Origin of the sequence: uncultured Porticoccus sp., assembly GCF_913061305.1 — a bacterium.
Classification (GTDB): Bacteria; Pseudomonadota; Gammaproteobacteria; order Pseudomonadales; family Porticoccaceae; genus Porticoccus.
This window is the reverse complement of sequence record NZ_CAJXST010000005.1, coordinates 94,370-114,439: the sequence shown is the minus strand read 5'-3', so window position 1 is coordinate 114,439 and position 20,070 is coordinate 94,370. Positions and strand designations below refer to the sequence as shown.

General features: G+C 51.4%; 16 protein-coding genes. 6 read left to right on the top strand and 10 right to left on the bottom strand.

All coding sequences use genetic code 11. The annotated features are described in order from the left end of the window. Positions 1–32: 32 nt before the first annotated feature. The 6 genes from QZ516_RS07420 to QZ516_RS07395 all read right to left on the bottom strand — a co-directional run bounded on the left by QZ516_RS07420 (position 33) and on the right by QZ516_RS07395 (position 11,053). A complete protein-coding gene (locus tag QZ516_RS07420) occupies positions 33–4,466 on the bottom strand; it encodes an EAL domain-containing protein (RefSeq protein ID WP_297188062.1) in 4,434 nt (1,477 codons plus the stop codon). A gap of 40 nt (positions 4,467–4,506) precedes the next feature. Continuing rightward, a complete protein-coding gene (locus tag QZ516_RS07415; protein WP_297188060.1) occupies positions 4,507–5,379 on the bottom strand; it encodes an ABC transporter substrate binding protein in 873 nt (290 codons plus the stop codon). A 108-nt stretch (positions 5,380–5,487) separates the two neighbouring features. Continuing rightward, positions 5,488–7,593, bottom strand: coding sequence for a TonB-dependent receptor (locus QZ516_RS07410; protein ID WP_297188058.1), 2,106 nt, complete (start codon positions 7,591–7,593; stop codon positions 5,488–5,490). A 36-nt stretch (positions 7,594–7,629) separates the two neighbouring features. Then, positions 7,630–8,430: a hypothetical protein gene (locus QZ516_RS07405; RefSeq protein ID WP_297188057.1), complete on the bottom strand. Its 801-nt coding sequence runs from the start codon at positions 8,428–8,430 to the stop codon at positions 7,630–7,632. A gap of 2 nt (positions 8,431–8,432) precedes the next feature. Then, positions 8,433–9,251 carry a hypothetical protein gene (locus QZ516_RS07400; protein ID WP_297188056.1) on the bottom strand — a complete coding sequence of 273 codons (819 nt, stop codon included), beginning with the start codon at positions 9,249–9,251 and terminating at the stop codon, positions 8,433–8,435. Between the two features lie 2 nt (positions 9,252–9,253). Beyond that, a complete protein-coding gene (locus tag QZ516_RS07395) occupies positions 9,254–11,053 on the bottom strand; it encodes a thiamine pyrophosphate-binding protein (protein ID WP_297188055.1) in 1,800 nt (599 codons plus the stop codon). A gap of 225 nt (positions 11,054–11,278) precedes the next feature. On the opposite strand from QZ516_RS07395, the gene QZ516_RS07390 reads away from it, so the two are divergent. From QZ516_RS07390 to QZ516_RS07370, 5 genes are read left to right on the top strand one after another with little or no spacing between them, the layout of a single operon-like run. Then, positions 11,279–12,019: a VC0807 family protein gene (locus tag QZ516_RS07390; RefSeq protein ID WP_297188054.1), complete on the top strand. Its 741-nt coding sequence runs from the start codon at positions 11,279–11,281 to the stop codon at positions 12,017–12,019. Positions 12,020–12,023: 4 nt separating this feature from the next. Next, a complete protein-coding gene (locus QZ516_RS07385; protein ID WP_297188052.1) occupies positions 12,024–12,323 on the top strand; it encodes a YciI family protein in 300 nt (99 codons plus the stop codon). Continuing rightward, entirely contained in the window at positions 12,320–13,021 is a 702-nt protein-coding gene (locus QZ516_RS07380; protein WP_297188050.1) for a TIGR04211 family SH3 domain-containing protein, read from the top strand. Before QZ516_RS07385 ends, QZ516_RS07380 begins: the two co-directional genes overlap by 4 nt. 4 nt (positions 13,022–13,025) lie before the next feature. Next, positions 13,026–13,595, top strand: coding sequence for a peptidylprolyl isomerase (locus QZ516_RS07375; protein WP_297188048.1), 570 nt, complete (start codon positions 13,026–13,028; stop codon positions 13,593–13,595). 3 nt (positions 13,596–13,598) lie between these two features. Further along, a complete protein-coding gene (locus QZ516_RS07370) occupies positions 13,599–14,384 on the top strand; it encodes a pyridoxine 5'-phosphate synthase (protein WP_297188046.1) in 786 nt (261 codons plus the stop codon). 30 nt (positions 14,385–14,414) lie between these two features. Here the strand turns inward: QZ516_RS07370 and QZ516_RS07365 are convergent, their stop codons facing one another. After that, on the bottom strand, positions 14,415–14,780 hold the full coding sequence (locus QZ516_RS07365; protein WP_297188045.1) for a TraR/DksA family transcriptional regulator: 366 nt from the start codon (positions 14,778–14,780) through the stop codon (positions 14,415–14,417). A 40-nt stretch (positions 14,781–14,820) separates the two neighbouring features. Between QZ516_RS07365 and QZ516_RS07360 the strand changes: the two genes are divergently transcribed. Further along, the gene (locus QZ516_RS07360) at positions 14,821–15,612 is read left to right on the top strand and encodes an RNA methyltransferase (RefSeq protein ID WP_297188043.1); all 792 of its coding nucleotides are present in this window, start codon (positions 14,821–14,823) and stop codon (positions 15,610–15,612) included. 5 nt (positions 15,613–15,617) lie between these two features. On the opposite strand, the gene QZ516_RS07355 is transcribed toward QZ516_RS07360, so the two are convergent. The 3 genes from QZ516_RS07355 to zipA all read right to left on the bottom strand — a co-directional run bounded on the left by QZ516_RS07355 (position 15,618) and on the right by zipA (position 19,970). Further along, a complete protein-coding gene (locus tag QZ516_RS07355; protein WP_297188041.1) occupies positions 15,618–16,859 on the bottom strand; it encodes an MFS transporter in 1,242 nt (413 codons plus the stop codon). 79 nt (positions 16,860–16,938) lie between these two features. Further along, the gene (gene ligA, locus QZ516_RS07350) at positions 16,939–18,972 is read right to left on the bottom strand and encodes an NAD-dependent DNA ligase LigA (protein WP_297188038.1); all 2,034 of its coding nucleotides are present in this window, start codon (positions 18,970–18,972) and stop codon (positions 16,939–16,941) included. After that, complete coding sequence (gene zipA, locus QZ516_RS07345) at positions 18,972–19,970, bottom strand: cell division protein ZipA (RefSeq protein WP_297188036.1); 999 nt, start codon at positions 19,968–19,970, stop codon at positions 18,972–18,974. The genes ligA and zipA overlap by 1 nt, the downstream gene beginning before the upstream one ends. Between the last annotated feature and the right edge of the window lie 100 nt (positions 19,971–20,070).

The window sequence follows — 20,070 nt, the reverse complement described above, 5'->3', positions numbered from 1 at the left end:
GGCACGCCAATCCCAAGAACAATCAAAAACATTCATGCATCAAAAGCGGGGCGAAGAAAAGTCCTCTCAAAATCTGCCGCCGAAACAGGTTTGCCAAAATAATAGCCCTGACACGTATCACAACCCAATTGCTGAAGAAGACGGTATTGCTCTTCCGTTTCCACACCCTCGGCAACCGTACTCAGCCCCATGCTCTTGGCCAATGCCACCACCCCGCTGACAATCGCCTTGTCATTTTCGTCCCGATCGATATCCCGGATAAACATCCGGTCAATTTTGAGCACATCGACCGGCAATCGCTTGAGGTAATTAAGTGACGAGAATCCACTGCCGAAATCATCAATCGCCAACGTCAGGCCCATCTTGCGAAGTGCATTCAGGTCGGGCTCCAAGGCTTCGGGATTTTCCATCAGCGTGTTTTCAGTAATTTCCAGCTCCAGAGATTGCGGGCTGATCTCGTATTTGTCGATAAGATTACTTATTTTCTGACGAAAATCCTCCAGCTGAAGATCCTTGCTGGAGAGATTTACAGCCATCTTCATCTGGTTGCCATTGTCACGCCAGATTTTGAGCTGTCTGCAGGCATTTTCGAGAACCCAGTCACTGATTTTGTTGATCAGTCCAGATTCCTCCGCGAGGGGAATAAACGTATCGGGGGACAGTAGTCCGTGTTTGGGGTGCTGCCACCGGATCAGAGCCTCGGCTCCGATCATTTTCCCTGACGCCGTATCTATCTGGGGTTGATAATAGAGTATCAACTCATCATCTGCAGCGGCGTGGCGAAGCTCGCGCTCGACTTCCATACGACGCACCATTTCGTCTTCCATGCCCTTGATGTAGAAACAATAGCCATTGCGGTGTTCCTTGGCACGGAACATCGCTGAGTCGGCATGTTTCATCAGCGAGCCCACATCCTGTCCATCATCGGGAAAAACCGAAATGCCGATACTGGTGGTGACAAACATTTTTTGCTGTAAAAAAACAAACGGCTGGCCCAATGCATCGCATATTTTGCCCGCAATTTTGGAAACGATATCCCGATCCGTCACCCCCTCGAGAACCACAGTAAACTCATCACCGCCGAGTCGTGCCACGAAATCCTGGTTTCTTACGCAGCGCTGTATCCTCTCCGATACGGCTTTTAACAACAGATCACCGGCATCATGACCCAGTGTATCGTTAATCATTTTGAAACGATCAAGGTCGAGGAACATGATGGCAACCATCTTTTCCTCAATCTGTGCACGGTTGACCATCACCCTGAGCTGTTGCATCAGATTGGTCCTGTTGGGCAGACCAGTCAACGGATCATGATAGGCCAATTGTCTGACATGCTTCTCTACCTTATTCGCCTGAATCAATCGCGATACACGCTGCTTGAGCACGGCAAAATGGATGGGTTTTGGAACGTAGTCTGAAGCACCGGCAGCGAAAGCCTTGACGATGGCTTCCTCATTATCCAGTGCCGTAATCATCAGTACCGGCGTATTGGCGCCGTTAGGTAGTTGACGGATTCGTTCACAGGCAGTGAAGCCATCCACCTCGGGCATCATGGCATCCATCAACACCAGATCGGGCATATCACGTTGACACATGGAAATCGCCTGCATGCCATTGCCGGCCTCCTCAATCACGTAATCCTCATTTTTGAAAACGTTTTTTAACGCCAGTCGCATGGAGCGGTCATCATCGACCACCAGTATGTGATAGCTCTTTTTGCGGACTTTGTCGGCATCGTCCGACTCGGGTATGTATTCCTGAAGATCCTTGCTGAGAACAGAAAAGGCCTCTTTGAGTTGTTCGAACAGGCCATCCACACCCGTCAAATCGTCTATCGCACCTTTCTCTTCAATCATTTTGGCCAGTTCTGTGACACGCCGGGCACCAAAGTTGGACGCGCTACCCTTCACCGTGTGTGCGAGCTCTCTCACCTGGCGCCCGTCATTTTCTGTAATCGCGTGTTTTAGTGACTGGAGGTACACAGGTGTGTCTTCGAGGAACGCTTCAATCATTGAAACGATCACTTCCCCAACGCTTGCTTTCAACTCCTGAATGACCAGCGGGTCATAACTGAATCCAGAGACGTCCACACCACGAACAGAAAAGAGATCATCACCCGTCTCGTTAGTGATGGATTCATCCTTGTCTGCCGGCACCCACTTCAGGAGCATTTTTTCCAGATCATCTATCCGCAGGGGTTTTGACAAAAAGTCGTCCATCCCCGCATCCATGCAACGATCCATTTCCAATTGGGTATTGTTGGCGGTCATCGCAATAATAGGAATGCCGGGGCTGTCATCATGACCACCTTCGTACATCCTGATTTGTCTGGTTGCATCATATCCATTCATGACCGGCATGTAGCAGTCCATCAAAACCGCATCAAAGCGGTTGCGAATGACCGCCTCGACAGCGCCCTTACCCGTCTCGACCAACTCGCACTGGCACCCCATACGCTCAAGCATGGCAATCGCTACTTTTTGATTGGGACGGTTATCATCCACCACCAGAATTCTTCGCGGTCGGCTATACAGCTTATTGATCGTTTTAGAGGTTGTTTTTTTCTCATCAGACTCGGCGATACCAAGGAATAGTTGTTCCAGGCAACCTTTTATTTCGGTGGTTCTCAAGGGTTTGTTGAGACGCGCCATGCCAGCCATTTTTTCGAGGCCGCCAGTTACCCAGGGATTATTGAGAATCGCTATCAAGGTATCTTTCAGGGAATGCTCTTCCTTGACCAGCTTGAGAAAATCAGGCCCCTTCAGTCCCGGCATATCCTCATCAATCAAGAGAATATCCAGCACCTCATCATCCGCAGACATTTTGCGGATGAGTTCCAGTGCCTTGAATCCTGAATCGGTTGAATCGCAACGAATGCCCAACCGATTCAGTTGTTGTACGCCAAAGGCGCGCACGATGGGACTGTTATCAACCAGTAAAGCCCTCTTGCCAGAAAGGGTGGTAGCTGTAGTCGTCCCGGTATTTTGAGCGCCTCTTATTTCTGTGGGCAAGGTGAACCAGAACGAGCTGCCGTTGCCCTGCTCACTGGACACCCTGATATGGCCACCCATCAGCTCAACAATTTGCCTGCTGATCGCCAGCCCGAGACCGGTGCCCTCATATTGTTTTGTGCTGGACGAATCCACCTGGGTAAAGGCCTCAAATATACGATTCTGGTCTTCAACCGTAATCCCGATACCGGAGTCCCGAACCTCAAATTGCAACATGACCTGCTCAGGAGGGGCATTTTCATCTTTTTCAATGACCGTCACATAGACCGCGACTTCCCCAATATCGGTAAATTTGATCGCATTGCCCAACAGATTAATCAGTACCTGCCGAATCCTCGACGCATCGCCATGAATGACGGACGGCACCTGCTCACTGGTCAGGTATCCCAGGTCAATTTTCTTCTTCAGCGCCTGATTTGCCAGCAGGCCCGTCACTTCATCCAGCAGCTCGGAAAGATAGCAGTCTTCCTTCTCAATGGTCAGGTTATGGGTATCAATTTCCGAGAAAGTAAGAATTTCATCGATCAATTCCAGCAAGCCTTCACCAGAGGTCTTTGCTGTTTCCACATACTCAAGCTGCTTGGGGCTCAACCCCATGGTCATCAACAGATCCAGCATGCCGAGGACTGCATTCATCGGAGTGCGCAATTCATGCGTCACATTGGCCGCAAATTCTCCTTTGATACGGGCGGACTCCAGCGCCGCAGACATGGCTCTCACCAACTCCTGCTGCCGACTTTCCAGGGCCTCCATCATGGAGTTGAAAGCGTGTTGCATGTCGGTAATATCGGCGGGGCCACCAAGATCCGCACGAATCACTGAATCCCCTTCTTCAGCGCGCTTCATGGTTATCGATAGCTTTTCCAGAGGATTGGTCAGGCGACGGGAAATTCCCAGCAGCAGCAACAGCAGAATCACAGCAATAATCATGGAAATGAACAGGTTGCTCTGCAGAATACTTTGTTCCATCAGAATCAACGCATCCTTACCTACAACAACCGAGATATAACCCAATGTCTCCCGCTCTGATTTGCCATCATCAGAATATTCCTCCCAGAGGGCATCCTCAGTCTTCCCGGCGACAACAGGCGCGTTGAACACCCAGTGGTCATCATCTTCGTGAATGAGGCTGACTTCATCTGAGTGATCTCCTACCTGCAGCGTCTCATCACCACCGGCATAGAGAATTTCACCCGTTTCCAGCATCACGGTTACCGCTTTGACGCCGGGGAAGTTAAGTGCGTTATCCACCAGATCCTTGGCGCTCTCACGACTCTGGTAAAGGAGCGACAACTCACCTTGTCTGGCAAGCGACTCTGTTACCTGAAAGCCCTGTTGCAGTTGGCCATCACGAAAAATTTTACTTGAAATATTGCTGACAGCGAGAGAAGTGATCAGTGCCATCACCAGAATACCAACCACAAAAATCAAGGCCAGTTGGTGCCTGAATTTCATGTTAGTGGTTTTGTTTCTGGAAAGCCCCATAGTTCAATAGTTACCTGGCTGGCAACAACAGATTGACTTCGTCCCTGACCTTGGAAGAAAGAGACAGACCCAAGTGATTTCCCGTCCGCTCATTAACCGCCAGCAGGACGTCCTGAAGCGGGCTCATCTTCTGATCAACGTCACTGGTGAGTATTCTATTGGCAAGGTTGCCGAGGCTTGCACCCATCTTTCGATTATCCGGATAAACGGCAAATAATGCACCGTGTTTCACGTGCAGTGGATTCGAGGAAAATACCACCAGATTTTTTTTCCATGCTACATCCAACAGCATCGATAAAATCGCGCTATTCACAAAAGAGCCATCCTGCAAAATCCAGACGGCATCACCCGAGCTTGCGTGTTTGGTCAGCTCGGCATAAATAGCGGCTGCCTCTCTGATATCTGAACCCTGATGAATAATCAATTCCTTCCCCCGGCTGGCCAGAAACTCACTGGCACCAAGTAACTGAATATCCTCTCCCTGGGTTTTTTTTACCACATGAACCCGCTTGACAGCAGGAGACAGCATAATCAGTTTCTCCAGAATCACCTTTGAATCGGGAATCATTAAAATTCCCGGAAACGGATATTGTGCATCATTGACTGCTCCCAGCACGGTGGGTATCTGATTTTTTTCCAACGCCAGGCTTAGCACACTTCTCTGGCCCAGGGCCAATACAACATCGGGGCGATTTGCTTGAAGAATGGGCGAGGCCAGCTCATTTTCGTCCAGAGAAACAAGCGTTGTTCGCCCCCGGAATTCCTCTTTTGCGCCGGCCGAAATATCTTCAAAAATTTTTGAGAAAGGAGCGCGAATCTCCGGATAGAGAACCAGCAACTCAGCACTGACTGTATGGCTACTCAAGCCCGATAAAAATAGCATAGAAAACAGCATAGCCGCCCTAAAAAACGAGCGGCTGGAAAATACAGAAGCGTTAAGAAAAAGTTGTTTCATCCTTGGATCCTGTCGAATGACCGACTGCAGCATTCCCTAATAGTTATAACGTATTTCAGCCATGATAGTCTGACCCGCCAATGGTAGATCATCGGGTATAAAAGCCCCGAAATCCGAATTTGGGCTGGGCTCACGCGCATTTTCATCAAAGAGATTTTTGACAATCAACGCCACATCTATCCCGCTCCACAGGGACTTGCGACGCAGTGTCACATCGATGAGGGCATAATTATCAATATCAGAACGGAGGTCACCCCCTGCACGATTCCGATCCATGACCCAGTTCGCCTGCAGGTTTAGATTCCAATGCTCGGAAAACTGCCAATCCATCTGAGCATAAAGTTGTTTTTCCGGCGAGTTTGCAGCGTCTGTATCGAGATTTCTGTCTTTAGATTTCTGCCAGGCGAAATTGCCAATCAGTTTGAGGCGCTCCGTTGCATTCCAGCGTGCCTCAAACTCCATGCCGTGACCGGTTTGCTCACCCGAGTTTTGGGCCGTGCTGGTACTGCCACCGGGGTCAGAGACAAACTGAATAATATCGTCCCATTCATAATAAAACGCATTGACGTTGAGTATCAGATCGTAATTCGGACGATAGTCAAAGGCAATTTCGTAACTTTTCAATTCTTCAGGATCCAGTGTTGGATTCCCCAAAAGAAGCGGGTTGTTAATATTCCGTGTTTGTGCGAAGGAGGGTGCCCTGAATGCTTCACCATAAATGAGTTTGGTGGTCAGTTTCCTGGTGGTGGACCAGACCAGTGCAAAACGCGGGTTTACCGTATCGCCAAAATCCGAGTAATGGTCATAACGAACGCCTGCGGTCAGCTCCCAGTCGTTGGCAAGCTGCCAGATATCCTGCAAAAAAAAGTAGCTGTTTTCGCGCTCGTCTTCTTCGAGGAAAACAAAAGGTGTGTCACTCACATCCACCACCGGGTCTCCAGGCATAATGGGGAAACCGGTGGACGGATTGATGCCAAAGTTTTTTGATTCCTTTACTTTGTATAGATCACCATAATAATAGCCGGTACCAAAACCAATTTCGTGTTTTTCAATCCCTGTATAAAAACTGGAAACATTCAACCTGGAGTGACGCTCGTAGACTTCCGGGCTACCGATCACACCGTCCGGAAAGCCACCCGGATAGAGCGGCACACCGAAAGAATCAAAGAAGGGCCCCGTCGATCCCGCCGGGTAAAGCACCAGATCGCCCTCCACTTCTTGGGTGGTGTGCAGGTAACTGGCCTGGACCTTTAAAGAGAGATCTTTGATTATCGCCTTATTGTCATAGGTCAGATCAGTGTTGAATCTTTGGCTGGAAAACCTGTTATTTTCTGCCAGCGCCTGCGCGGCACCAACGCCATCACCCGCATTATTCCGCGACTGCAGTCCACCACGAAGCGTCAGGTTTTTATAGACCAACTCCAATCGGGCATCATAGTTTTCGCGCTGGGTGTTCACGGAACCCGGCGCCAGAGAGGCATTGGTGCCGCCAAACATATCCCAGAGGGATTGGGCGTCCGCTTTTATTTTTTCGTTAAAACCGTCGGTTTTTTGCCCCTCCAGGATGCCGTAAAATTTCAGCTCACCTATCGAACCACCTTTACTGACCCAAAAGTCCTTGGTATTAAATGTACCGTACCGGGCACCAGCCTCAAAATGCTCTTCACCGCTAGCCTCATGAGTGACAATATTGATAACACCGGCAAAAGCATCCGCGCCATACAGGGCGGATCCCGGCCCTCTAATCACCTCAATTCGGGATATCGACTGGACTGGCATACCTCCCCAGACAAGGTTTCTGTCCCCTTGAAACAGGTTGGTAATCGGGATGCCATTAATCAACATTAAAACCTGGGGGTTTAAGCCCGCGTAAATGCCACGGAAGGTATAGATCGGATTATAGCCAGTACTATCTTTTGCCACGTGCAATCCAGGTATGGTTTCCAGCACATCATCAATATCGCGCGCGCCGATTTTTTCTATTTCTTCTGCGGTAACAACGGAGGCAACGGCCGGGGCCTTGGCAATGGGCTGGGTCACCCCGGTGGCAATACTGATAAATTCTTCGCCACCATACAGGGACATCAGCTCCAGATCGGAGTCAACCACCGGCTCATCGGCAATGGCTATTAATGAAGCCATTATCAAGAATGACGCAAATATCATTTTTTTCATTGTTTATTTACCCCAAGCCCTCAATTCTTCTGTGCCTTCATAATTGATACGAGATGTCCGCAATGGAAAAAAAGCACCTTCCGGTTTCTTGCTGGCATCCATAAAGCAGGGAATAACCCCCGCCGTAAAAGTAAGCGTAGCCAGATGGTAATGTTGTTCGGGGTCTATCCCTTCATCCGCCAATAATCCCGCGACCACACCAGATGCGTTGATGCGATACTTGTATCTCGAGTTTGCCAAATAGTCATCCACGTCAAATGCCAACTTGGTAAATGGCCCCTGGCCAGCATTAAGAGACTGAGCAAAGGTGAGCAGAGGACCGACGCGTTCATCCTGATCGACAACAGGCCGACCATAACCATAGATACCCCGGTATTTTTTCATTTCAGCAGAAACCAGATCCCCAAGCTCTTCTCCAGCATAAAGTTTTTCTGATATACGATATAAAAAGTCCATTCCGCCTTTAATGGGCTTTAATCCGTATATTGTCGCCTCTGAAATAGCCAAGGCTCCCGCCGAGCCGAGAACTCCGGTAGAGCGGGCAGTGCCGGCCAAAGCTGCGATACGGTTATTCCATAAACGGGGGTCCGGGAAGCTGGTACAAATAACCCACATGCCCTCGATGAGTCTTGCCAGCCTGGGGGAATAGCGACCAGTGACACTAAACAAGAGGTACTCTAACCAGCGATAATCGTTCAATTCCGTTAGAACGTCTTTGCCCCTTAATGTAACTTTTTCTCCCGGGAACCATGCCCCCATGGATGTTTCCCAATTGTCTTCGTACTTTTGCAGGTCATCGGGCATGCTCAATCCTCATCACTCACTTGATCGTAAGGCATAAGTTTCAGGCCATTTCCAAAAAAAGGATATCGACGCCATCCCAGTTTTTCCTGCTCAATTGAATGCGCCGCTGCGCCGGGCAACCGAAGCAGCATAAAAAGAATTTCCGATTCTTCAGCGGAGAGTGACAAATCGTTCATTGCGGCAGCCGCGACACCGGACATCGCCAGAGGCGCCTTCGCAAAAGCTTCAAGTTTTTCACGGTGCTGCATCAGCCAGGCAAGGCTATTCCCATCACTTATTTCAGCAAGATACGCCAGGGTTTGTCTGACAGGTTTAGGGCAGCTGACCCCATTCGGATCAAAACCCGGGGCATGCTCCATCGGCATCCAGACATCAACTCGTTCTTCCTGTGGGGGGGATTTAATGATCGCTTCCCAAGCAGCAAGATCCGTACCGCATGCCTGCCAACAGTTAACCGCCGTATAAACTTCGCGGCCACCACCCAGGTTTCCCGCCCCCACTGAAATTGAGGCAATCAGTGCCGATGCCCGGGTAGACCCGCCCACAGCCGCACACATCGCTGCACGTACACTGTGGTCGCGCAGCCCCGGATTGGCTAAAGCAAGTGCCAGACCCTCCAGAAGCTTTGACGCCCCCGCTGTGGGCGGCTCGTGCTTGAAAAGCAGGTACAGATAATCAATGTAGCTGGCATTGCGCAACACATCCCCAAACACGTCAAAGCCGGCGCAATAGCAGGCAGCTGCCGCAAATGGATTGTCGTCCTCGGGCACTTCACGCCAGATTTTGGTGGTGATCTTTTCCTGTTTATCTTCGTCAATCATAATTATTGTGTAATCAGGTTGGTTCGGACGCCGATAGGTGGAACCTCGTCCCTATCTATTCTGACATCGAGCAATGTGGGACCCTGTCGATTACAAATCACGTCGATATCCAGTGACAACAGGTCGTCCGGTGAATTGATGACATGAGATTCAACCCCCATCGCCTTGGCAAACGCAGCAAAATCAGTCTCAGGTATTTCAGTACCAATATTTTCTGCGCCGGTAAGCCTCTGCCCATGTTTTACCATACCGTAGCCCCCATCATTGAGCACGACAAAAATCACCGGTAATTTTTCCTGTGTGGCAACTGTAATTTCTTGCCCATTCATCAAAACACTGCCATCACCCGTAATACATACAACGGGATTACCCGGTCGGGCCAAGGCTGTACCAATAGAACTCCCTATCGCCCAACCCATAGAGGCAAACTCCAGTGCTGCACGAAATAACCCGCCATGGGCATCTCGCTTACCTGCAATCCGGCGATCATAGGGATGAAGGTAATGTGTCGCCCAGGCAAAGCTCGCACCCGTATCTGCAAGGTAGCGTGTATTGGGCGGAAACAGGTTGGATAACTCCCTCATCAACCGTTGAGGTTTAATAGGGGAGGCATTGGAAAGATAGCCCTCTTCATCGTCCATGGTGAAATAGCGCTCATGCTCAACATCATCAGCATGAGTTTTATTGGGTACGCTCGCATCGATTGCATGTAGCTTAATCCTGCAGTCACCTTCGTAGCGTGAAACCAGTCGCTCAAAAATTGAAGAAAGGCGGCCGCGCACATGCAACTTGGCCATAGGGCTGCGGGTAAAATTAACTTCGGCAGACTCCACATGAATCATACGTTTGGTTAGCAGCCATTTTGTATCCCACCCATCTGTTGCCCACTCGCCCAAACTTGCTCCAATTGCTACCACGAGATCAACAGACTTATCCGCTAAAACCTCTTTCGCACTACCATGTCCGGCAAAACCAATCACTCCACGAAAAAGAGGGTGGTACGGGCTCACCAACCCTTTGCCGTGCGGTGTCACCAATAATCGCGCGCCAACTTCGACAGCGAGGCTCAAAATACTGCCAATGGCTTCACTGGCTTCATCACCAACCAGAAACACCGGATTCTTGGCAGAGACAATCTCCTCATAAAGCTTGTCGACAGCAAGATCATCCATTAATGACGGACGTTCCAGTAGGTCGGAGAGGTTATAGGCAGGTGTTTTGGTCTCGGTCACAGCCCGCATAACGTCAAGGGGCACACTGAGATGAACTGGGCCGGAGGGGGACTGGAAGGCTGTCATGACAGCAGTTGCCAGCTTGCTTTCAAACTGCTCGACATGAGAGATGAGAGTATTGTAGCGAGTGCAGTGCTCAAACAGGCCGACCGTATTGATACCCGTACAGGATGACTCCTGAAATGCACCTCGTCCAAACGTAGACAGTGCTGTCTGGGCTGTAATCACCAACATAGGGATATTGTTTTCATAAGCTGAGGCCACACCTGTAATCAGGTTGGTGGCACCGGGGCCGGTGGTTGCACAACAAACACCCAGCTTACCGGTATTCCGGGCATAGCCGTCGGCCATAAAGGCAGCACCGGTTTCATGCCTGGCGATAACCGCACGGGGGCCGCCTCGGCGTTCGCTCCGCGCTAATGCATTGTAGAGAGGCTCAATAGCTCCACCAGGAATACCAAATATATACTCCACCCCAAGCTGTTCCAGGTAGGCTATCAACAGGTCGCCAAACTCCGCATCCGCTTGCAGCTGCTGCTTCGGCTTTTTACTCATACCGAGAACGCCCATATTTTTTTCCTTTTTAATCAAGGAGATAAGACTTTTTCTTAAATCTATTGCGATGATTTCTGCATTATTGCCTTATTTTTATTCAAAATTCAATAAGTTGGCTGCTTTTTATCTCTTCTTTTCCGGCACCCGAAGGGTATTGACAAAAGGTCACTTCCGGTCGATAAACTGATCGCCTTACCTTACAATGGCGGGCCACACACAGACTGACTTATAACCCCGCTAATGAACGAACTGTCCCCAACGCCCCAAAACACCGAAGCCCATAACGGCAAAAGTGAAAGCCTGCTTCTGAACCTGCTCTTCAACATCATTATTCCCACAGTAATTCTGACCAAACTCAGTGGTGACGACTACCTCGGCACCCGGCTCGCTATTGTGGTGGCGCTGGCTTTTCCTGTCATCTACGGACTTAAAGACTTTGTTACTGCCAGAAGAATTAACTTCTTCTCCGCGCTGGGTGTGGTCAGTGTTTTTTTGACGGGCGGAATCAGTCTTCTTGAACTGGACCCGGCCTATATCGCCATAAAAGAAGCGCTTATTCCCGCCATATTCGGGCTGGCCACCATTGTCTCCCTGAAAACGCCCTACCCACTGGTAAAAACGTTTCTCTACAACGACAAAATACTCCAAACAGATCGTGTGGCCGCCGCACTGACAGAAAGAGGCAATGGTCTGCACTTCGAAAAATGTCTGGCCAATGCATCATGGATGGTAGCTGGATCTTTCTTCCTTTCATCATTACTGAATTATCTGTTGGCTACGCTGCTGATCACGGCGCAACCGGGTACAGTTGAATTTAACGATCAACTGGGCAAAATGACGGCGCTGAGTTTTCCGGTCATTGCCCTTCCAGCCATGTTGGTGTTGATGGGAGCACTGTTTTATCTCTTCAGGGGAATTACCAAATTGACCGGTTTATCCCTTGAAGATGTTATCCACCACCACGATAAAAAAGAGAAATGAGCCCATGTGGTATGCCATTATCAGCCAGGATGTAGCAAACAGCCTGAAACTGCGACTGGCCTCCAGACCCGCCCATCTGGCGAGACTCGAGGCCCTGAAAATGGAAGGGAGATTACTGCTTGCAGGACCTCATCCTGCCGTCGATAGCGAAAACCCCGGCGAAGCGGGCTTTTCCGGTAGCTTGATCGTAGCAGAATTTGAATCACTGGAAGCTGCAACAAAATGGGCCGACGCCGATCCTTACAACAGTGCTGGGGTCTATGCCAGCGTTATGGTCAAACCATTTAAAAAGGTACTGCCTTGAACTCATCACAGCCGTTAGAGACATTTATGCTCAAAATCATGCGACTACTTTCAATGGCAGTATTAGTACTGCTCGCAAGTCCGGTTAATGCGGAGACAATTTATGTCTCTGACGAATATACAGTTCCATTGCGATCCTCACCGTGCGCGAGGTGTGCCATCCTGCACCGTGGCATTAAAAGCGGCACCGGCATGACACTGGTGGAAACCAACGGTGAGGGCTGGACACATGTCACTACGGCGAGTGGCCTTGATGGCTGGATGCCATCACAGTATCTGCAGAAAGAACCTGTTGCACGCGACCTGGTCGAACGCATGAAAACCCAGCTGGCTGCCGCCGAGAAAAAAGTCCAGCAACTGACAGAAAAGCTAGCACAGCTTGAGGAAGAGAACGCCCAATCGCTTTCCGAGCTTGATCACTTAAAAGAGACGAATGATGAAGTGAGCAGCGAACTATCATCTATCAAGAAAATGTCTGCCAATGCCATTTCAATGAATGCGCAGAACCAGGAGCTGCTGGAGCGTAACGGGATATTGCAAAATGAAATCGATGTATTGAAAGCAGCCAATCATCAACTGGAGAGCAGCGAAAGAAACACCTGGTTCCTCTATGGCGCCCTCGCCGTGCTTATGGGGTCAATGTTAACCGTCATCCTGCCCAGGTTAAAAAGACGCAGACGATTCTCGGAGTGGGGATAAACCAATGAAACATCTCATAACAGCAACGGTATTACTGTTGAGCACAATGGCCACTTTTGCAGCCCCCAGTAAACCTGTGCAGGTCTTGCTAAAAACCAGCATGGGCGATATTCAGCTGGCACTGGACCCGCAAAAAGCACCCACGACCGTCGCCAACTTCGTCCAGCTCCTGAAAAACAAACATTATGACGGCCTGATTTTCCACCGAGTCATACAGGGTTTCATGATTCAGGCCGGGGGCTTCAATGAGTACATGAGTCCCAGGGAGCCCGCCAGCAAACCGATCAAAAACGAGTCCTATAATGGACTCAAAAATCATAGGGGCACGGTGGCCATGGCGAGAACATCCGATCCCAATAGCGCCAGGGCCCAGTTTTTTATCAACCTTGACGACAACTGGAATCTGGATAAGACCCCGCAGAATCCCGGTTATGCGGTATTTGGAAAAGTGACCAAAGGCATGGAGGTGGTAGACAAAATTGCCCGTGTCCCGGTCGGGAAGTCAGGCCCCCATGATGATGTCCCGAGGCAACCAGTGCGGATTATTGAAGCAACCCTCCTGGATGCCCAATAAAACATGAGTATCGCCCTCAGCGTCAACCTCAATAAAATCGCCCTGATTCGCAACTCCCGTGAAGGGAACTACCCGGATCTGATGGAGCATGCCAGGGCCTGTATCAGCCATGGCGCGAACGGCATCACGGTGCACCCCAGACCGGACCAGCGCCATGTCCGACCCGGCGATGTATTGCAACTGGCCGAGCTGCTCAAACCTTTACCTGAAATAGAATTCAATGTTGAGGGCAATCCGTTTGCAGCACAGAAAGGCGATTATCCAGGCCTGACAGCGCTCGCAGAATCCGCACTGCCCGACCAGTGCACACTGGTGCCGGATACGGATCACCAACTCACCTCTGATCACGGTTTTGATCTGACCAAAACAGCAGACAAACTATTACCGGTTATCGAAAAACTGAAGTCTCTCAAAATCCGGGTCAGCCTGTTTATGGATCCCATTCCTGAACAGATTGAGCTGGCAAAACAGCTCGGTGCGGACCGTATTGAGCTGTATACCGGTCCCTATGCCGCAGCCTGGAACAGTAGTGCCCCGGATACACTGGAAAACCTGTATCAACAGCACCGACGGGCGGCGCTACTGGCCACAGAACTCGGTCTGGGTGTCAATGCCGGACACGACCTCAACCTGCACAACCTGCCCAGGTTCTCGACCATTCCCGGCCTGAAAGAAGTCTCAATCGGTCACGCGCTGATTGTGGACGCGATTACTCTGGGGCTGGCAGAAACCATCAAAGCCTACAAAGCCATTCTTGAATCGGCGACAAATCCGCAAGAAATCAGTTAACGAACTTTTCAGTTAACGAACTTTGCAGCATCAGGTTTCCCCGGTTTCACTGCGCTGCTGACAACCAATACAGCGAGCCGATTCAGGTTTTATCTCAAGCCGCCGGGTATCAATCAGCTCGCCGCATTGCTCACACCAACCGTATTCCCCGTCATCCAGTAACCGCAAAGCTTGCTCTACCGCCACCAGGCGCTTGCGATAAGCAGCTCTACTGGCATGGGACATCTGCTGCTGTTGCAGTGCATCCATTCTCGATAACCTGCCGACCATGGTCTGGTCGAGGGCCACGGTTCGGCTCGCATCTGTGGATAGATCCAGCGACTCACGGAGCTCGATCCGCAAGCGTTCCAACATATCCCTGAAATGATCTAACTGTTTATCGGTTAACTTCTGCATAGGCTTATAATACGGGTTTATCGATTACCGGTTGCACACAATGACACAGCATTATAATGCGCCCGCCCAAAGGGGCGAGTATCTCGAGCGAAAGCGTTTCTTTGACAAAATGCTCACCATCTATGGGCGAAAGCCGGTGCTCGAAGCACTCGAAGACCATAACATTCCCTGCTACCGGCTCCACCTTGCCGAGTCCAATCAGACGGGGGGTATCATTGCCCAGATCATGAAACTGGCCGAAGTTCGGGGCGTGGAGATAAAGTTTCACAGCCGTCAGGCGCTGTCGCGTATTTCTCGCAACGGCAAGCAGGATCAAGGCGTGGCAGCGGATCTGGCTTGCCCCCACCACCTGTTGCTGGAAGACTTTCTCGCCAAACCACCAGCGGGCAATTACAGCCTGATTGCGCTGGACGGGATCACCAATCCACAAAATCTCGGCATGATTATCCGCTCGGTAACCGCCAGCCCCTGCCATGGTCTACTGTTACCCGCCCAGGGTATTGCCGCCATTTCTCCGCTGGTCATAAAGGCCAGCGCGGGAACACTGTTCAAGAGCAGACTGATTCACTGCGACAATCTGACAGAGGCGCTTGAGGTGCTCAAGCAACGGGGCGTCACCTGCTGCGCACTGTCCTCCCACGGAGCAAGCACACTCACTGATTTCCGACCGAAAACACCAGTCATTTATGTGCTGGGCAATGAAACAGAAGGGGTTTCCAAAACTGTCAACGACTGCTGTACAACCCACCTTCGTATTCCCATGCACAATGGCGTGGAATCACTGAATGTGGCAGTCACTGCAGCCCTGCTGGCTTTTCGCGAATCCTGCTGAACCGATCAACCTTCACGAGAGTCGTTGGGTAATGGTTGCCAGAGATCGCTGAACTTAATGGCAACCAACGCCGCCACTACGGTCAATGCGCCCAACGTACCAATGGCTGCCAGCACCCCCACGGAGGCAATGGCATGACCGCTGAGCCACGCACCGACTGTCGCAGCACCAAACAGCGATAACTGGTAAACAGAGACTACCCTTGCCCGATACTTCTGAGGTGACTCCTCATGGGTCAGAGAGCGGCCCAGCATCATTGCAACCCCCGAGGCGCCACCCCACAGCAACACCAGTAAAAATAATAGCCAGACGGGTGGGTGAAGGGCGATGATGATCAGAAATAGTCCACGTATCAGCAAACTGGCCAACAGCACTCTGCCGGGCTGTCTGAACCGCCCCACCAGTCGAATAATAATCACATTGGAAATGATCACACCCAACATAAAGGTAAACTGGATGGACGCAAAAAAGGACGCCCCCTGCTGGTAAACCTCACGGGTCAGGAGGGGCATGGCAACAAGGTAGAGCCCAAAACCGAGAAAACCGGTTGCCGCAACCACCATCATCAACTGAAATAACCGCCGGTGATGCCAAACCAGTTTCAAGCCGGACATCATGTCCACCCACGTAGAACCGCGGCGTCCCATACTGCTCTCAGGCAAATAACCGAGACTGTTTCGCAGCAACCAGCCGGAAGTGGCCAGCATTACCAATTGAAGACCAATCAACGGCAACAGGCCGATGCGATCCATATAGCCGGCCAGCAGAATACCGGCACTTTGGGCGGTAAACTGCACAAAAGAGGCCCTCGCGACAGCCTGTTGCAACTGACCGTCAACAACACGCGACAACAGACTTTCCCTGGCGGGCTGCACAAACGCGGTGATGGTGCCAAAACAGACCCCGTAGAGCAGCATCACACTGAAGGATAGCTGCCCTGACCACAGTGTTCCCATCAGCAACAGGCAAGGCAGATTATAGAGCAGGTAAAGCCGAAACAGGTGCTGTCCGGGGTGGCGATTATCCGACATGACACCACCCCACAATACAAATAGCAGCTGTGGCAGCATCAGGGCCATCTGCGCGATACCAACACGCTCGGCCGGTTCATTCAAGACACCGACCAACAGCCAGGGAAACAGCACGATTTGCAAACCGTGCGCAAAGGAGCTCACGCCCATACCCTGCAGGTAAAAACGAAAGCTGCCGGTCGGACTCTCCGTTAAGGCGTTAGGGTTGTCAGTCATTTGCGATAAAAACAGTCAGAAAAAGTGCCTTTAAGGGCTCACAAAGCAGCTATTCAGGAGACAGTGAAATTGTTGTTTTTCAAAACAGTCCGTGCGTCTTGAAAAGGGCCAACAGCTGATCTTCATCCATGACCGGCACCGCCAGCTCTCTGGCCTTTGCCAGCTTGCTACCGGCGCTGGGCCCTGCCACCACACAAGCAGAAGCAGACGAGACAGTGCCCGCCACACGTGCTCCCAATTGCTGCAGCTTCTCTTTTGCCTCGGATCTTCCCATCGAGGTCAGTGTGCCGGTCAGCACCCAGGTTTCGCCGGCCAGTGGCAGCGATGATTTATCAGGTGCCACCATATCCGGCCAATGCACACCCGCTTCACGCAGCGCTTCCACAATCTGCCGGTTCTCCGGCTGTTGAAAAAAAGTGCTCACAAAATGTGCCACAACCGGTCCCACATCGGGTACTTCCCGGAGCTGCTCTTCATCCGCTGACTGTAGAGCCTGAAGATTGCCAAAATACTCTGCGAGACTGCGCGCCGTAGCCTCACCCACTTCACGAATCCCCAGTGAATAAATAAAGCGTGGCAGCGAGGTCTGCTTTGAAGCGGCCACAGCAGCCAGCAGGTTGGCAGCAGACTTGTCCGCCATTCGCTCCAGACCCGCCAGTTGATCGACTGTCAGTTTGTAAAGGTCAGCTACCGAGCTGACCAGTCCCCTATCCACTAGTTGCTCAACCAGCTTGTCGCCAAGGCCATCAATATCCATCGCCTTGCGGGAGGCATAATGCTTGATCGCCTGTTTGCGCTGCGCAGGACAAATCAGTCCACCGGAACAACGGGCTACCGCTTCGCCCTTGACCCGTTCCACCGGTGATCCACAAACCGGGCAATGATCAGGAAACACCACATCTCTGGCGTCGGATGGCCGATCTTCGAGGATGACTTTAACCACCTGGGGGATGACATCCCCGGCACGGCGCACAATCACCCTGTCGCCAAGCTTGGCACCCAACCTGGCCACTTCATCCTGGTTGTGCAGGGTTGCATTACTCACCGTAACACCGCCTACAAACACCGGCTCCAGCCGGGCGACAGGGGTTACTGCACCCGTTCGCCCCACCTGAAACTCGACATCCAGCAACCGGGTCACCTCTTCCTGAGCGGGAAATTTACGGGCAATCGCCCAGCGGGGAGCCCTGGCCACAAAGCCCAGCCGCCGCTGAACCCCGAGGTCATCAACCTTGTATACAATCCCGTCAATATCGTAAGGCAGCTGCTGCCGAACAGAGATCATTTTCTGATAGTAATCAATACAGCCTTGAATGCCCTCTGCCAACTCAATATGGGGGCTGATCAGAAAGCCGAGTTTTTTCAACAAATGGAGCGTGTCCATATGCGTAGCTGGCCGCGGGAGCCCTTCCAGACGACCCAGACTGTAAGCCATCATTTCCAGCGGTCGCGACGCGGTGATTCTCGAATCCAGTTGCCGCAAGCTCCCCGCTGCTGCATTGCGGGGATTGACGAACAGTTTCTGGTCAGTGGATCTGGCCCTGGCATTCAGTTGCTCAAACCCGGACCGGGGCATATAAATTTCACCCCTTACCTCCAGAACCGCCGGCAAGTTCTCACCTTGCAACCTGAGAGGAACAGAATTAATCGTGCGAACATTCGTTGTAATGTTTTCGCCGGTGGCACCATCGCCCCGCGTGGCAGCGCGCACCAAAAAACCGTGTTCATAGAGCAGGCTGACCGCCACCCCATCCAGTTTCGGCTCGCACACATAAATCAGCGAATCTTTGCTCTTAAGGCGATCCTGCAAGCGGCGATTAAAATCCACCAGCTCCTCGTCACTGAAGGCATTATCCAGCGACAACATAGGAACTTCGTGGGTAACCGGCTCAAAGCTGCTGAGCGGTTGGCCGCCCACACGCTGGGTGGGTGAGTCCGGGGTCTTTAGCGCGGGGAACTCCGTTTCCAGCCTGTTGAGCCGCCGCATCAAGCGATCATATTCAACGTCCGGAACCGAAGGCTCATCCAGCACATAGTAACGGTAGTTATGATCATTCAGCTGCCTGCGCAGCGCAGCCGCTTCCTCCCGAACGGCAGAGTCCGGTGAGGCCATTACTCAATTCCGGATAACTGGATGCGGCAATAGTCTGCTATGCGCTGCCGATAGTGCTCTTCGGTCTGCCGGGTGAGGACACTGCGGCTTTCATCTTTCAAGGTGCCGCCGAGGTCAGTGGCTATCTGTCTGGCAGCGCCCAACAACAGTTCAAAAGCAGCGGCAGGATCATCAACATCCTCCATGGCAAAGAAGAAGCTGACACCCGGTGTGGTAAATTGCTCCATGTCGTTCAGGTCAAAAGTACCGGGATTAACAGAATTGGCCACACTGTAAAGTACCGGCCCGGAGCCATCGTCACTGACATGGCGATGAAAAATCTTCATTGAGCCATAACGCAGTCCCTCAGCAAGCAAGGCATCCAGTAGAGACTGCCCTGCAAACACCTTGCCCTCTCCTGCCATCAGATGCATCACCACCACACTGACGACAGAGGCGGGTTTCCGAGGGGCACGCTCTGAACCCGATGCTGTTTTCTCAGCGGCATTTTTGTCGAAATCTTCCTTCTCAACGACCTTCTTCGCAACAACGTCCTTTTCAACAACGTCCTTTTCAACAACGTCCTTTTCAACAACGTCTTTCTCAACAGCTTCATTCTCAGCAACCTCCCCAGTGGGAACGGAAGCAGTCTCAACCGGTTCCACATGGACAGGTCTGGACGGTGGGACCGGATCCTCCTGAAAAAGACTGGATTGTTCCGGTTTCTTGAAGGGCGTCGTCAATTTAGGTTTATTGGCCTCGGCACGCTGCCTGACAGCCCGACTCATTTCCTCAACATCAGATTCATTCCGATAGCCGACAACCCGTGCGCCGCCGCCGGGCAACTCACTACCGTATTCATCCCGCCCGGCATCGCTATCAAAAATGGGCTGTTTTCGTTTAGACATATGAATTCTGTCGTAACGGGCATTACGCACACGCCGGATCACATCGAGGACAATCGCCAGTACAACCAGCACGCCCAATGCAAGCATCATTTCGCGAGCACCAAATTCCATCGTCTTTTTTATCCTGTCAAAATTTCGCTTTGCGAATTTAATAACCTTACGGCAACAGCAATAGCCGCCTGGTCAACCGGGGTAATTTACCGGGGCCTGT